The organism is Mycobacterium sp. E2327 (assembly GCF_001672675.1).
Taxonomy (GTDB): domain Bacteria; phylum Actinomycetota; class Actinomycetes; order Mycobacteriales; family Mycobacteriaceae; genus Mycobacterium.
This window is the reverse complement of record NZ_LZKE01000039.1, coordinates 29,981-43,902: the sequence shown is the minus strand read 5'-3', so window position 1 is coordinate 43,902 and position 13,922 is coordinate 29,981. Positions and strand designations below refer to the sequence as shown.

At 69.2% G+C, this 13,922-nt stretch carries 14 protein-coding genes and 1 pseudogene; 12 read left to right on the top strand and 3 right to left on the bottom strand.

What is annotated here, in order from left to right:
- Positions 1 to 7 precede the first annotated feature (7 nt).
- The 3 genes from A5712_RS04885 to A5712_RS04875 are packed head-to-tail and all read left to right on the top strand — an operon-like array spanning position 8 to position 1,916.
- Positions 8 to 298: a DUF1330 domain-containing protein gene (locus tag A5712_RS04885; protein ID WP_068102036.1), complete on the top strand. Its 291-nt coding sequence runs from the start codon at positions 8 to 10 to the stop codon at positions 296 to 298.
- Entirely contained in the window at positions 295 to 978 is a 684-nt protein-coding gene (locus tag A5712_RS04880) for a uracil-DNA glycosylase (protein ID WP_068102034.1), read from the top strand. Before A5712_RS04885 ends, A5712_RS04880 begins: the two co-directional genes overlap by 4 nt.
- 5 nt (positions 979 to 983) lie before the next feature.
- The gene (locus A5712_RS04875; protein WP_068102118.1) at positions 984 to 1,916 is read left to right on the top strand and encodes an NADP-dependent oxidoreductase; all 933 of its coding nucleotides are present in this window, start codon (positions 984 to 986) and stop codon (positions 1,914 to 1,916) included.
- 18 nt (positions 1,917 to 1,934) lie between these two features.
- On the opposite strand, the gene rpmB is transcribed toward A5712_RS04875, so the two are convergent.
- On the bottom strand, positions 1,935 to 2,129 hold the full coding sequence (gene rpmB / locus A5712_RS04870) for a 50S ribosomal protein L28 (protein ID WP_066930307.1): 195 nt from the start codon (positions 2,127 to 2,129) through the stop codon (positions 1,935 to 1,937).
- 247 nt (positions 2,130 to 2,376) lie between these two features.
- On the opposite strand from rpmB, the gene A5712_RS04865 reads away from it, so the two are divergent.
- Genes A5712_RS04865 through A5712_RS04855 form a run of 3 tightly spaced genes read left to right on the top strand, consistent with a single transcriptional unit; the run spans position 2,377 to position 6,988 of the window.
- Complete coding sequence (locus A5712_RS04865; RefSeq protein ID WP_156766418.1) at positions 2,377 to 4,050, top strand: DAK2 domain-containing protein; 1,674 nt, start codon at positions 2,377 to 2,379, stop codon at positions 4,048 to 4,050.
- A gap of 2 nt (positions 4,051 to 4,052) precedes the next feature.
- Positions 4,053 to 6,281, top strand: coding sequence for an ATP-dependent DNA helicase RecG (recG, locus tag A5712_RS04860; RefSeq protein ID WP_068102032.1), 2,229 nt, complete (start codon positions 4,053 to 4,055; stop codon positions 6,279 to 6,281).
- Positions 6,278 to 6,988, top strand: a complete 711-nt coding sequence (locus A5712_RS04855) for an HNH endonuclease family protein (protein ID WP_068102030.1) — start codon at positions 6,278 to 6,280, stop codon at positions 6,986 to 6,988. The genes recG and A5712_RS04855 overlap by 4 nt, the downstream gene beginning before the upstream one ends.
- 9 nt (positions 6,989 to 6,997) lie before the next feature.
- On the opposite strand, the gene A5712_RS04850 is transcribed toward A5712_RS04855, so the two are convergent.
- On the bottom strand, positions 6,998 to 7,843 hold the full coding sequence (locus A5712_RS04850; protein WP_197519296.1) for an aldo/keto reductase: 846 nt from the start codon (positions 7,841 to 7,843) through the stop codon (positions 6,998 to 7,000).
- 258 nt (positions 7,844 to 8,101) lie between these two features.
- Here A5712_RS04850 and A5712_RS04845 point away from each other — a divergent pair, with 258 nt between their 5' ends.
- The 4 genes from A5712_RS04845 to rsmD all read left to right on the top strand — a co-directional run bounded on the left by A5712_RS04845 (position 8,102) and on the right by rsmD (position 11,239).
- Entirely contained in the window at positions 8,102 to 9,214 is a 1,113-nt protein-coding gene (locus tag A5712_RS04845) for an alpha/beta hydrolase (protein WP_068102025.1), read from the top strand.
- 75 nt (positions 9,215 to 9,289) lie between these two features.
- Positions 9,290 to 10,048, top strand: coding sequence for a DsbA family protein (locus A5712_RS04840; RefSeq protein ID WP_068102023.1), 759 nt, complete (start codon positions 9,290 to 9,292; stop codon positions 10,046 to 10,048).
- Between the two features lie 11 nt (positions 10,049 to 10,059).
- On the top strand, positions 10,060 to 10,680 hold the full coding sequence (locus tag A5712_RS04835) for a vitamin K epoxide reductase family protein (protein ID WP_068102113.1): 621 nt from the start codon (positions 10,060 to 10,062) through the stop codon (positions 10,678 to 10,680).
- Positions 10,681 to 10,684: 4 nt separating this feature from the next.
- Positions 10,685 to 11,239 carry a 16S rRNA (guanine(966)-N(2))-methyltransferase RsmD gene (gene rsmD, locus A5712_RS04830; protein ID WP_068102021.1) on the top strand — a complete coding sequence of 185 codons (555 nt, stop codon included), beginning with the start codon at positions 10,685 to 10,687 and terminating at the stop codon, positions 11,237 to 11,239.
- A 28-nt stretch (positions 11,240 to 11,267) separates the two neighbouring features.
- On the opposite strand, the pseudogene A5712_RS31770 reads toward rsmD, so the two are convergent.
- Positions 11,268 to 11,336 (bottom strand): annotated as a pseudogene (locus A5712_RS31770) (16S rRNA (guanine(966)-N(2))-methyltransferase RsmD); the annotation flags it as partial.
- A 4-nt stretch (positions 11,337 to 11,340) separates the two neighbouring features.
- Here A5712_RS31770 and coaD point away from each other — a divergent pair.
- Both coaD and A5712_RS04820 read left to right on the top strand, forming a co-directional pair.
- Positions 11,341 to 11,823, top strand: a complete 483-nt coding sequence (coaD, locus tag A5712_RS04825; protein ID WP_068102018.1) for a pantetheine-phosphate adenylyltransferase — start codon at positions 11,341 to 11,343, stop codon at positions 11,821 to 11,823.
- A gap of 122 nt (positions 11,824 to 11,945) precedes the next feature.
- Positions 11,946 to 13,625 (top strand): PfaD family polyunsaturated fatty acid/polyketide biosynthesis protein, encoded by a 1,680-nt coding sequence (locus A5712_RS04820; RefSeq protein WP_231981980.1) that lies wholly within the window; start codon positions 11,946 to 11,948, stop codon positions 13,623 to 13,625.
- The last annotated feature ends 297 nt before the right edge of the window (positions 13,626 to 13,922 follow it).

Genomic DNA, 13,922 nt, shown 5'->3' with positions numbered 1-13,922 from the left:
TGACGCGGTGACCGTCTACGCCATCGCCGAGCTGAAGTTCACCGACCGGGCGGCCTACGACCGGTACCAGGCGAGGTTCATGGAGGTGTTCCGTCGTCACCCGGGAGCGCTGCTCGCCGCCGACGAGTCGCCGAAGGTCGCCGAGGGCCAGTGGGACCGCGAGAAGCTGGTGTTGATGCGCTTTCCCGACGAGGCGGCCTTTTACGCATTCGTGCAATCGCCCGAATACGAGGAGATCGCGAAGGACCGGCGGGCGGGGGCCGACACGGTGGTGCTGCTCGTGCAAGGGCTGCAATGACCGCGCGCCCGTTGAGCGAGCTCGTCGAGCCGGGCTGGGCCACCGCGCTCAAGCCCGTCTGCGACCAGGTCGCCCACATGGGGCAGTTCCTGCGGGACGAGATCGCCGCGGGTCGCCGGTACCTGCCGGCGGGACCAAACGTGTTGCGCGCCTTCACCTATCCGTTCGACGGCGTCAGGGTGCTGATCGTCGGGCAGGATCCCTACCCCACGCCCGGGCACGCCGTGGGTCTGAGCTTCTCGGTGGCGCCCGACGTGCGGCCGCTACCCCGCAGCCTGGCCAACATCTTCGACGAGTACGCCGCCGACCTGGGCCACCCCCAGCCGGCGTGCGGCGACCTGACGCCCTGGGCGGAGCGCGGCGTGATGCTGCTGAACAGGGTGCTCACGGTGCGGCCCAACAATCCGGCCTCGCACCGGGGCAAGGGCTGGGAGGCGGTGACCGAGTGCGCGATTCGCGCGCTGGCCGAGCGGTCGCTGCCGCTGGTGGCCATCCTGTGGGGACGCGACGCGTCAACGCTGAAACCCATTCTGGCCGAAGGAAATTGCGTGGCGATCGAGTCGCCGCATCCCTCGCCGCTGTCGGCGTCCCGCGGCTTTTTCGGCTCGCGCCCGTTCAGCCGCGCCAACGAGCTGCTGACTTCGATGGGCGCCGACCCGATCGATTGGAGGCTGCCGTGACCGAGATGATCGCCCTGCGCGCGCACCGCCGGGGCGGCCCGGAGGTGCTGGTCGTCGAGCGCGCGCCCGTCCCGGTCCCCGCCGCCGGCGAGGTCTTGGTCGCGGTGCACGCTGCGGCCATCACGTTCGACGAGCTGACCTGGGACGAGACGTGGGCTACCGACGGCGTCAGCCGGGTCCCCGTCATCCCGTCGCATGAAGTGTCTGGTGTGGTGTCCGAGATCGCCTCGGGCGTAACGAATTTCAAGCCCGGCGACGAGGTGTACGGGTTGGTCGGATTCGATCGCGACGGCGCGGCGGCCGAATTCGTCACGGTGCCGGCCGCCGACCTCGCCGCCAAGCCTTCGACGGTGTCGCATGCCAGTGCGGCCGCACTGCCGATGGGCGGGCTGACCGCCCTGCAGGCCCTGGTTGACCACGCCGCGGTGCAGCCCGGGGAGGAGGTCCTGGTGCTCGGCGGGGCGGGCGGGGTCGGGCTGCTGACGGTCCAACTGGCCGCGATCCTCGGGGCGCGGGTCACCGCGACCGTGCGCAGCGATGCCGGCGAGCTCCTGCGCGGTCTGGGTGCCGCACGCGTAATCGACGTTCGCTCAGAAGCTTTCGAGGAAGGCGGCGCCGCCTACGACGTCGTCATCGACACGGTCGGCGGCGAGACCTTGGGCCGATCGTTCGGCGTGCTGCGTCGCGGTGGACGGTTGGTCACCCTCTCGGCGCCCCCGCCGGCCGGCAAGGCCGATGAATACGGCATCACCGCAACGTTCTTCATCGTCATGCCGAACGGTGAGCAGCTTGCCGAACTTGCCGCGCTCGTCGACGACGGGCGGCTGCACCTCGAAATCGCCGGGACGTTTCCCCTGGAGCAGGGGCGGGAGGCGTTCGAAAGCGGCCGCCGGCCGGGCCGGCGCGCGGGCAAGACCGTCATCGTCGTCCGCGACTGACGACACGGCCTCGCTCGGCTAGCCGCGGACGACCTTGCCGGCCTTGATGCAGGACGTGCAGACGTTCAGCCGCTTCTTGTTGCCACCAGGGCGGGTGACGACGTGCACGGTCTGGACGTTGGGGTCCCACCGGCGGCTGGTGCGGCGGTGGGAGTGCGACACCGACTTGCCGAAGCCGGGGCCTTTCCCGCAGATATCGCACACAGCGGCCATCGTTCAAGCTCCTCAAATGATCGGGGTCCGGCTCGGCGGTCTGGCTAGGGCCGGGACAGCCCGGAATGACTCGGGCCAGCCCAGGATACCGACTGACATGGGCAACCACCAAAACGATCAACACCCGTCCGGCGACGTGGCCCCGGCATTGTCGTCCGCTCTGGCTAGGCTCGATGGGTCAGCGCGTTCAGGCAGAGGGCGCGCCGCCGTGGCCGGCCGCTGGGAGGCTCCGAGGGAGGTGGGTCGCTTGGGCACGTCAGAGGCGCTGCTGGACGCCCCTGCTCTGCGGAATTGGGCCCACACCGCCGTGAGCGACCTGATCACCCACATCGACGAGATCAACCGGCTCAACGTCTTCCCGGTCGCCGACTCCGACACGGGTGCGAACATGCTGTTCACCATGCGTTCCGCGCTGGCGGAGGCTTCGGCAGGAGCGGGTGCGGACGGCGGGGACGGGTGCGTCGCGCGGGTGGCGGCGGCCCTGTCGGCCGGTGCATTGAACGGCGCGCGCGGCAATTCCGGGGTGATACTGTCGCAAATCCTGCGCGGCATCGCCGATGTCACCGCGGCCGCGGCGGCCGACGCCGGCGGCGAGCTGCCCCATATGGACGCCGCCATGCTCGGGGCCGCGTTGCGGCGCGGCGTGGAGCTGGTCATCGCGTCGATGGGCGGCGCCGAAGTCCCGGGAACCATCGTCTCGGTGTTGCGGGCCGCCGCCGAGGCCGTCGAGGGTTGCGCCGACGAGGGGCTGTCCGCCGCGATCACCGCCGCCGGCGATGCGGCGGTGATCGCGCTGGAAAAGACCCCCGAGCAGCTCGACGTCCTCGCCCACGCCGGCGCCGTGGACGCCGGCGGGCGTGGCCTGCTCGTGCTGCTGGACGCGCTGCGCTGCGCCGTCAGCGGTCAGGCGCCCCGCCGCGCGGTGTACGCGCCGTCGCCGCGGGCGCACCGGCCCGAAGCGGCCGCCGAACAACCGGAGCCGCAGTTCGAGGTGATGTACCGGCTGGACGGCTGCGATCCCGCGGCCGCGGACGCGCTGCGCACTCGGCTCGAGAGCCTCGGGGAATCCGTGGCCATCGCCGCCGCGGCCGCGCAGGAATCCACCGACAGCTATTCCGTGCACGTGCACACCGACGACGCCGGCGCCGCCGTCGAGGCGGGGCTGGCGGCCGGGCGGCTCAGCCGCATCGTCATCTCGGCGCTGACCTCCGGTGCCACCGGGATTCCCGCCGGCGGCTGGACGCGCGAACGCGCGGTGGTGGCGGTCGTGGACGGCGACGGCGCCGCCGAGCTGTTCTCCGGCGAGGGCGCCAGCGTGCTGCGGCCCGACCCGGACATCCGCGACATCAGCGCCCACCAGCTGGTGCGGGCCGTCGTCGACACCGGCGCCGCCCAGGTGATGGTGCTGCCTAACGGGTATGTGGCCGCCGAGGAGTTGGTGGCCGGCTGCACGGCGGCCATCGGGTGGGGGATCGACGTGGTGCCGATACCGACGGGCTCGATGGTGCAGGGGCTGGCCGCACTGGCCGTGCACGATGCGGACCGGCAGGCGGTCGATGACGGCTTCACCATGGCCCGCGCCGCCGGCGCGGCCCGGCACGCGTCGGTGCGCGTCGCGACGGAGAGCGCGTTGACCTGGGCCGGCCGCTGCCAGCCGGGCGACGGCCTGGGCATCGCGGGCGACGAGGTGCTCATCGTGGCGCCAGACGTGGCCGGGGCGGCGATCGGCCTGCTCGACCTGCTGCTGGCATCCGGCGGCGACCTGGTGACGGTGTTGATCGGCTCCGGCATCGACGACCGGGCCGCCACCGCGGTGGGCGACGTCCTGCAGGACCACGTGCACGACCACCATCCGGGGACCGAGCTGATGACCTACCGCACCGGCCACCGCGGCGACGTCCTGCTGATCGGGGTCGAGTAGCCGTGGCGTCGCTTTCCGACCGGCTGACCTTCGTCGTGGGCGGCAAGGTGGTCAAGCTGCTCGACGAGATATTCGGCATCCGGACCGTTGACGATCTCCTGCGCCACTATCCGCGTGGCTACTCCGAAGGCGCGAGCCTGTGGGGCTTCGGCGACGAGCGGCCCGAGGAGGGCGAGCACATCACCATCGTCGACGTCATCACGGATGCCTTCACGAAGTCGATGAACAAGGACCCGAAGAAGAAGTACTGCCGCATCACCGTTGGCAGCGGCCGCAACAAGGTGACGGCGACGTTTTTCAACGCCGGCTGGATCAGCAAGGAGCTGACCAAGCACACCAAGGTGATGTTGTCCGGGGAAGTCGGTTACTACAAGGGCACGATGCAGTTCACGCACCCCGCCTTCCTCATCCTCGATTCGCCGGACGGCAAGGCGCACGGCACCAAATCGCTGGCGAAAATCGCAGGCGCGTCACGAGCCAGCACTGCCGAAGAGGTCGTGGATGCGTACGAACGTCGCTTCTTCGCGATCTATCCCGCCAGCGCGAAATTGCAGAGTTGGGACATCTTCGCGACCGTCCGCCAGGTGCTCGACGTCCTCGATCCGGTGCCCGATCCGCTACCCGACGACCTGCGTAGCCAGCTGGACCTCATCTCCGAGGACGAGGCACTGCGCGCGATCCATCTCTCCGAGGACGAGCGCGAACGCCAAAGGGCGCGTGAGCGATTGACCTTCGACGAGGCCGTCGGCCTGCAGTGGGCGCTGGTCGGCCGCCGGCACGGCGAGCTGTCGCAATCCGGACCACCGGCGCCGCGACGCGACGACGGCCTGGCCGCGGAGTTGTTGCGGCGGTTGCCCTTCGAGCTGACGGCGGGACAGCGCGAGGTGCTCGCCGTGCTGTCCGACGGGCTGGCCGCGACCCGCCCGATGAACCGCCTGCTGCAGGGCGAGGTCGGCTCGGGCAAGACGATCGTGTCGGTGCTGGCGATGCTGCAGATGGTCGACGCGGGCTACCAGTGTGCCCTGCTGGCGCCCACGGAAGTCCTTGCCGCGCAACATCTCCGGTCGATCCGCGATGTCCTCGGCGAGTTGGCGATGGCGGGCCAGCTGGGCGGGGCGGACAACGCGACGCGGGTGGCGCTACTCACCGGCTCGATGACGGCGGCGCAGAAGAAGCAGGTCCGCGACGAGGTCGCGAGCGGTCAGGTCGGCATCGTCATCGGCACCCACGCGTTGCTGCAGGACGCGGTGAACTTCCACAACCTGGGCATGGTGGTGGTCGACGAGCAGCACCGGTTCGGTGTCGAGCAGCGGGATCAGTTGCGCGCCAAGGCTCCCGCGGGGATCACGCCACACCTGCTGGTGATGACCGCGACGCCGATACCGCGGACTGTCGCGCTCACGGTGTACGGCGACCTGGAGACCTCGACGCTGCGCGAGCTCCCGCGCGGGCGCCGGCCGATCGCCACCAACGTCATCTTCATCGGCGACAAGCCCGCCTGGCTCGAGCGTGCCTGGCATCGCATCATCGAGGAGGTTTCCGCGGGCCGCCAAGTCTATGTGGTGGCGCCGCGAATCGACGAGACCGACGACCCGGAAAAGGAAAAGGTAAACGAGGAGGGTCGCCGTCCGTCGGCGACCGCGGTGGGACTGTTCGACCGATTGCGCTCCGGGGAGCTGGCGGACCTGCGGCTGGCCCTGATGCACGGGCGGTTGTCGACCGACGAGAAGGACGCCGCGATGGCCGCCTTCCGCGCGGGTGACGTCGATGTCCTGGTGTGCACCACCGTCATTGAGGTCGGTGTCGACGTCCCCAACGCCACGATCATGCTGGTGATGGACGCCGACCGGTTCGGCATCAGCCAGCTGCATCAGCTGCGCGGCCGCATCGGGCGGGGCGAGCATCCGAGCCTGTGCCTGCTGGCCAGCTGGATCTCGCCGGATTCGCAGGCCGGTCGACGGCTGCGTGCCGTGGCCGAGACCATGGACGGCTTCGCCCTCGCCGACCTGGATCTCAAGGAACGCCGCGAGGGAGATGTGCTGGGCCGCAACCAATCCGGCAGGGCCATGACGTTGCGGCTGCTGTCGCTGGCCGATCACGGAACCTACATCGAAGCCGCCCGCGACTACTGCGTGCGGACCTACGAGCGGGATCCGGCCAACCCCGAATTGGCCTTGCTGGCGGCGCGTTTCACCGACACCGACCGGATCGAATACTTGGACAAAGCTTGAACCGGAAGCTGCTGCTGTGGTTGTCGGCGGCCGCGGTGCTCGCGGTGCTGGTCGCCTACCAGACGCTGGGATCGCTCTCGGCCAAGCATGCGGAGGTCGCCGCCCGCGCCGACGTCCCCACGGTGCAACCCGGCACCGATGTGCTCGCGGGCGTCGCGGTACTGCCAGAGCGGGCCCACCGCTATGACTACCGCCGCGCGGCGTTCGGCGACGCCTGGGACGACAACAACGACGCCCCGCTCGGGCACAACGGGTGTGACACCCGCGACGACATCCTCGACCGCGATCTCGTCGACAAGACCTACGTCTCGATCAAGCGGTGCCCGAACGCGGTAGCGACCGGAACCCTGCACGACCCGTACACCAACACCACCGTGACATTTCAGCGCGGCGCCAAGGTGGGCGAGGCGGTGCAGATCGACCACATCGTCCCGCTGGCCTACGCCTGGGACATGGGGGCCTACGGCTGGCCGCTCCCCGAGCGGTTGCGCTTCGCGAACGATCCGGCCAACCTGCTGGCCGTTGAGGGGCAGGCCAACCAGGACAAGGGCGATTCGCCGCCGGCCCAGTGGATGCCGCCGAACGCCGCGTTCGCGTGCCAGTACGCGATGCAGTTCATCGCGGTGCTGCGCGGTTACCAGTTGCCGGTCGACCAGCCGTCGGCGGGGGTGCTGCGGCAGGCCGCGGCCACCTGCCCGGCGGGGTAGCCCGGCCGGTTACGAGCCGTCGTAGGTGTCCGGGTCCGGGCGCAGCCGGGTGCCGTCGTTGAGGCCGTTGATCGTATCCATGTGCTCGCCGGCCAATTCGAAATCGAAGATGTCCAAATTGCTGGCGATGCGCTCGGGGTTGCTCGACCGGAAAATCACTGAATTGCCCAGCTGCACGTTCCACCGGAGCAGCACCTGGGCCGGCGTCTTGCCGTACTCGGCGGCCACCGAGGTCACCGTCGGGTTGTCGATCAGCTTGCCCAGCGCGAGCGGCGTGTACGACTGGGTGACGACGTTGTGCTGCGCGTTGGCCTTGCGCATCCCGTCCTGGTTGAGCAGCGGGTGCAACTCGATCTGGTTGACCGCCGGGGTGACGAAGGTCAGGTCGATCACCATGGAGAGGTGGTCCTCGGTGAAGTTGGAGACGCCGATCGAGCGGGCGTGGCCATCCCCGCGGGACTGGATCAGGCCGCCGAAGGCGTCGACATACTGGCCCAGCGCCGCGGCCGGCCAGTGAATCAGGTAGAGGTCGACGTAGTCCAGGCCGAGACGCTCCAGGCTGGCGCTGCAGGCCCGGGGAGCCTTGCTGAAACCTTGGTCCGGGGTGGCCAGCTTGGTGGTGACGAACAGCTCCGCGCGCGGAATCCCGGAGGCCGCGATCGCGCGGCCCACGGCGGCTTCGTTGCCGTAGGCGGCGGCGGTGTCGATGAGCCGGCAGCCGAATTCCAGCGCGGCCGACACCGCGCGCTCGGTCTCGTCCTCCGACAACTCGGCGACGCCGAGGCCGAGCACCGGGATGGTGTTTTCGTCGTTGAGAGCTATCGACGGTATGGCGGCGCCCGACTCCCGAGTCAACGTCATTCACCTACCTGTGGAATTGTTGGTCCGTGGATTCGGATCCGCCGCCGAAATCTCTCACAATCCGTTTGGGTTCACCGACTTGGGGATCACGATATTACCCAGCCGGAAAAGCGACGTGAGCGACGCCCGCGCGGGCGTGCCCTGTTCCCCGCTCGTCTCGCCGACGCCCGTAGAGTTGGTCGCACGCCGCGCCGGGTATAGACGGGTATCGGACACCGTCGTCCGGTGTGACGAGGGGAGCAGGAGAAAGTCATGGCCAAGAGTCTCGCGGTGGACCTCGACCTCGGAGCCAAACGCGCATCGATGCGGTGGACGAGCCGCGTGCAGGGTGCGGTCTCCACGATCGGCGTCAAGGTCATTCCCTGGATCCCGACCCCGGCCAAGCGGGCGCTGTTCGGCGGCCGCTCGGTGATCATCGACGGCAACACGCTGGACCCGACGCTGCAGCTGATGCTGTCCGGGTTGCACGCCGTCGGCATCGACGGCCTGGTCGTCGACGACGACGCGGCCGCATCCCGCGCCCAGCTGCGCGCGACGACGGCGGCCCTGCCCGGGCCCCAGGTTCACGTCGAGGTGGACGAGATTTCGCTGCCCGGGCCGGCCGGCGAGATCCGCGCGCGCCACTACCGCCCGGCCGACGGGACGGACGCGCCCCTGCTCGTCTTCTACCACGGTGGGGGATGGGTGATCGGCGACCTGGACACCTACGATCCGCTGTGCCGGCTGACGTGCCGGGACGCCGGCATTCACGTGTTGTCGGTCGACTACCGGCTGGCTCCCGAGCACCCGGCGCCGGCCGCGGTCGAGGACGCGTACGCGGCCTTCGAATGGGCGCACGAACACGCCGGCGAACTCGGCGCGGCCCCCGGGCGCGTCGCGGTGGGCGGCGACAGCGCCGGCGGCAACCTGGCCGCCGTCGTCGCCCAGTTGGCACGAAACGAGGGCGGCCCCGCCCCGGTGCTGCAGTGGCTGATCTACCCGCGGACCGACTTCACGGCGCAAACCCGATCCATGGGCCTGTTCGCCCGCGGCTTCCTGCTGACCCGCCGCGACATGGACTGGTTCCAGGCGCAGTACCTGAGGGGTTCGGGGATCGACCCGGCGGATCCACGGCTGTCCCCGCTGCGGGCCGAGTCGCTGTCGGGCCTGGCGCCCGCGCTGATCGCCGTCGGCGGCTTCGACCCGCTGCGCGACGAGGGCGAGGCCTACGCCGCGGCCCTGCGGGCCGCCGGGACCGCGGTGGACCTGCGCTACATGGGCTCGCTGACCCACGGCTTCGTGAACCTGTTCCAGCTGGGCGGCGACAGCGCCGTCGGGACCAGCGAACTGATTTCGGCGTTGCGCGCCCATCTGAGCCGCGCCTGAGTCACCGGGCGTCACGCCGGTACGCTAGAGGCGCCTCTCAAGCGTGCATCACCGTGACAAAGGATCAGCGAACCCGTGGCCGACAAACCCAAACGCCCCCCGCGCTACGACCTGAAGTCCGGCACCGGGAAATCCGGGCGGCTCCTCCAGGTCGCGGGCACCGCGATCGTCGTACTCCTGTTGGTCGGCGTCGTCTACTGGGCCGTCAGCCACAAGAAGAAGCCGGGCGCCACCGGCGAGGGCGACACGGTGCGGGTGACGTCGAGCAAGCTGGTCACCCAGCCGGGGACCAGCAAGCCGAAGGCCGTGGTCACGTTCTACGAAGACTTCCTGTGTCCGGCGTGCGGCAATTTCGAGCGCACATTCGGACCGACCGTTTCGAGGCTGATCGACGTCGGCGCCATCGCCGCCGACTACTCCATGGTGGCGATCCTCGACAGCCAGCGGAACCAGAATTATTCGTCGCGGGCGGGCGCGGCGGCGATGTGCGTCGCCGACGAATCCATCGACGCGTTCCGCCGTTTCCACAGCGCGCTGTACAGCACCGACATCCAGCCCAACGAACGCGGCACCAGCTTCCCCGACAACGCGCGGCTCATCGAACTCGCCCGCGAAGCCGGTGTCGTCGGCAAGGTCCCGGACTGCATCAACAGCGGCAAGTACCTCCCCAAGGTCACCGGCGAGGCGGCGGCCGCCAAGATCAACGCCACCCCGACCATCAAGATCAACGGCGAGGATTACGACCCGTCGACGCCCGACGCGCTGGTCGGCAAGATCAAGTCGATAGTCGGCGACGTGCCGGGCCTGGACACCGCCGTCGCTCCCGCGGCGTGACGACCACCCCGGTGTCCGCGCACGCCCCCGAGGACGGCGGCGAGGCGACGCCGGATTCGCCGAGCCGGGTGCCCGCGCCCAGCGCGTGGTGGGTGCTCATCGGCGGGGTGATCGGCCTGGCCGCGTCGATGACCCTGACGGTCGAGAAGATCCAGCTGCTGCTCAACCCGTCGTACGTGCCGACGTGCAACATCAACCCGATCGTGTCGTGCGGGTCGGTGATGGTGACGCCGCAGGCGTCGGTGCTGGGATTCCCCAACCCGCTGCTCGGGCTGGTGGGTTTCACGGTGGTGATCGTCACCGGCGTCCTCGCTATCGCGAAAGTCCCTCTGCCGCAATGGTATTGGGCCGGACTTACGGTCGGGGTGTTGCTCGGCTCGGTGTTCGTGCACTGGCTGATCTTCCAGAGCCTGTATCGAATCGGGGCGTTGTGCCCGTACTGCATGGTGGTCTGGGTGGTCACCATCGCGCTGCTGGTGGTGAGCGCATCGATCGCGTTTCGTCCGGCGCTGCAGACCGGTGTCCTGCGGGCGCTCTACCAGTGGCGGTGGTCGATTGCCGCGCTGTGGTACACGGCGGTGTTTCTGCTGATCATGGTGCGGTTCTGGGACTACTGGTCGACGCTGTTGTGAGCGCGTGACCCGGATCATCGGCGGCGTCGCCGGGGGCCGGCGCATCGCCGTCCCGCCGCGGGGAACCCGGCCGACCACCGACCGGGTGCGCGAATCACTCTTCAACATCGTCACCGCGCGCCGCGACCTGACCGGGCTGGCAGTGCTCGACCTGTACGCCGGGTCGGGCGCGCTAGGGCTGGAGGCCCTGTCGCGCGGGGCCACGTCCGCGCTCTTCGTGGAATCCGACCAGCGCACTGCGGCGGTGATCGCGCGCAACATCGAGGCGCTGGGGCTGCCCGGTGCAACCCTGCGCCGGGGCGCGGTAGCGGCCGTCGTGGCGGCCGGGGCCGCGTCCCCGGTGGACCTGGTCCTGGCCGACCCGCCCTATGACGTCGACGCTGCGGAGGTGAACGCCGTGCTGGCCGCGCTGACCGCGCACGGCTGGGTGCGCGACGGAACCGTCGCCGCGGTCGAGCGTGCGGCCGGCGGCGCGGCGCTGACGTGGCCCGCGGGCTGGTCGGCGTGGCCCGAGCGCGTCTACGGCGACACCCGCCTGGAGCTGGCCGAATTTGGGTGAGCCTGGCGTGTACCGTCGTTCGACATGAGCGCCGCTCCTCCTCATCGCTCCGTCCCCCGCAAGCGGGAGGTGCCCCCACTGCATCGTCGCCGGCGCGCGACATGAGCGGCGCGGTATGCCCCGGTTCTTTTGACCCGGTGACATTGGGCCACATCGACGTCTTCGAACGCGCCTCGGCCCAATTCGACGAGGTCGTCGTCGCGATCCTGGTCAACCCCGCCAAGAAGGGCATGTTCGATCTCGACGAGCGAATCGCCATGATCGAGGAGTCGACGACGCACCTACCCAACCTGCGGGTGGAGGCCGGGCAGGGTCTGGTGGTCGACTTCGTCCGGGCCCGCGGCATGACCGCGATCGTCAAGGGCCTGCGCACCGGCACCGACTTCGAATACGAACTGCAGATGGCACAGATGAACAAGCACATCGCCGGTGTGGACACGTTTTTCGTGGCCACCACGCCGCGCTATTCGTTCGTGTCCTCGTCGTTGGCCAAAGAGGTCGCGATGCTGGGCGGAAACGTGTCGGAGCTGCTGCCCGAACCGGTGAATCGCCGTCTGCGCGAAAAGCTTTCGGCCCGGCCCTGAGGGCGGTCAGAACACCCGCCTCCGTCGGCGTCCGAGATTTTTGAGTTTTGACGCCCGTAACGGTGGTCCGTGAGAAACTCCTTGCTGGATTTCCTCAGCACACGTATTGAAGGGAATTGGCAGTGGACGAGCGACCTGCCGTCGTACTGGAACCGCGCGCCGAACCCGGTGTGACCCCCGTTCTGGGTGGGTGGCGCGCGACCACCGCGCCGCCGGCATTCGCGCCGGCGGACATCGCTCGCGTCCTCCAACACGTTCGCCACCCGGTCCACGTGGTCCGCGAGGCCGCTAGCGGGCAGCTCGGGCTTGCCATGGGCGGTGAACTGGTGGGCGTCGGTGCGTCCGAGATATCGCTCGTGGCGACGTTGCCGCCGATATACCCGGAGTGGCTCGGCGATCGCGAGTTCTGCGAGGCCCACGGGACCCGTTTCCCTTACGTCACCGGGGCCATGGCAAACGGCATCGCGACGCCGGCTCTGGTGGCGGCGGTGGCGCAGGCCGGCATGCTGGGTTTCTTCGGCGCCGGCGGCCTCGCGTACGCCGACGTGGAGCGCGGCGTGGCCGACATCCGGGCGAGGCTCGCGGGCAGGACCGGAGTCGCGTGGGGGGCGAACCTGATCCACTCGCCCACCGAGCCCGCGCTCGAGGCGCGGGTGGCGGAGCTGTTCATCGCGCAAGACGTCCGCATCGTCGAGGCGTCGGCGTTCATGAAACTGACCCCCGCGGTGGTCCACTACGCGTTGTCCGGTCTGTCGACCGATGCGGCCGGGGCGATCGTCCGCAAAAACCATGTGATGGCGAAGGTTTCGCGGCCGGAGGTCGCTCGCCTGTTCATGGAACCCGCGCCGGCGGCGCTGGTGTCGGCGCTCGAAGCGGCCGGCAAGCTGACTTCGCGGGAAGCCGAGCTGTCGCGGCGGGTGCCGGTGGCGGAAGACATCACGGTCGAGGCCGACAGCGGGGGACACACCGACAACCGCCCGCTGTCATCGCTTTTCTCCGAAATCGCGCTGCTGCGCGACGAGCTGGCGCACCGACATGGCCTCGACAACCGCGTGCGGGTGGGCACCGGCGGCGGGATCAGCACGCCCCAGTCGGTCGCCGGTGCGTTCGCGATGGGGGCGGCGTACGTGGTCACGGGCTCGGTCAACCAGTCGTGTGTCGAGTCGGGGTTGTCGGCTCGCGCGCGCGAGATGCTCGCCAAGGCTTCGGTGGCGGACGTGATGATGGCGCCCGCGTCCGACATGTTCGAGATGGGCGTGAATCTGCAGGTGCTCAAGCGGGGGTCGATGTTCGGCCCGCGGGCGAGGAAGCTCTACGCGTGGTACGCCGGCTACCCGGACCTGGCGGCGGTGACCAGCGAACACCGCGCGGAGCTGGAGAAGATCCTCGGTAAGAGCGTCGACGACGTCTGGGACGAAACACGCCGGTACTGGGAACAGCGGGAGCCGGCGGTGCTCGAACTCGCCGACCGAGACCCGAAGTATCAGATGGCGCTGGTGTTCCGTTGGTATCTGGGCAAATCAAGCCGGTGGGCGATCGAGGGCGATCCGGAGCGCGTCCTGGACTACCAGATCTGGTGCGGCCCATCCATGGGAGCCTTCAACGGCTGGGTGGCCGGGAGTTACCTGGAGAAGTGCGAGCACCGCAACGTCGACCAAGTGGCGCTCAATCTGCTCGAAGGGGCTGCCCGAATCAGCCGCGCCCAGCAGGCGCGAACCTGCGGCGTGCCCGTTCCGATAAGTGCATTCCGTTATATTCCACAGCCATTATCGATAGCGCCCGACAGCGCGGTGTCTGTCTGAACGTCGCCTGACTCGGCTCGCATTGCCGGGGCCGCAGAATTCGTTGCCGCGGAAATGGCGAACACGTGGCAAATATTACTTACTGGTAGTTTTTTCCGCCTGCCCGCTCCTTGGTCGCACGCGGCGGATCCCCCGCCCGGAGACCGAAGCGGAGTTATTGACATTCCGTCAATACGACCGCCTATGCTCTGGTATCGTCCGGCGAGCGTTCGACCCGTCTTGGCTGATCAACCCGGCAAAACCTAACGGTCAGTCTTTACCAACCGGGTTGACAGGCGGTGCGGTAGGTGTTATCGA

Coding starts and splice junctions, on each gene's coding strand:
- A5712_RS04880 (WP_068102034.1), top strand. CDS start 295: ATGACCGCGCGCCCGTTGAGCGAGCTCGTCGAGCCGGGCTGGGCCACC.
- A5712_RS04875 (WP_068102118.1), top strand. CDS start 984: ATGATCGCCCTGCGCGCGCACCGCCGGGGCGGCCCGGAGGTGCTGGTC.
- rpmB (WP_066930307.1), bottom strand. CDS start 2,129: ATGGCCGCTGTGTGCGATATCTGCGGGAAAGGCCCCGGCTTCGGCAAG.
- A5712_RS04845 (WP_068102025.1), top strand. CDS start 8,102: ATGGCCAAGAGTCTCGCGGTGGACCTCGACCTCGGAGCCAAACGCGCA.
- coaD (WP_068102018.1), top strand. CDS start 11,341: ATGAGCGGCGCGGTATGCCCCGGTTCTTTTGACCCGGTGACATTGGGC.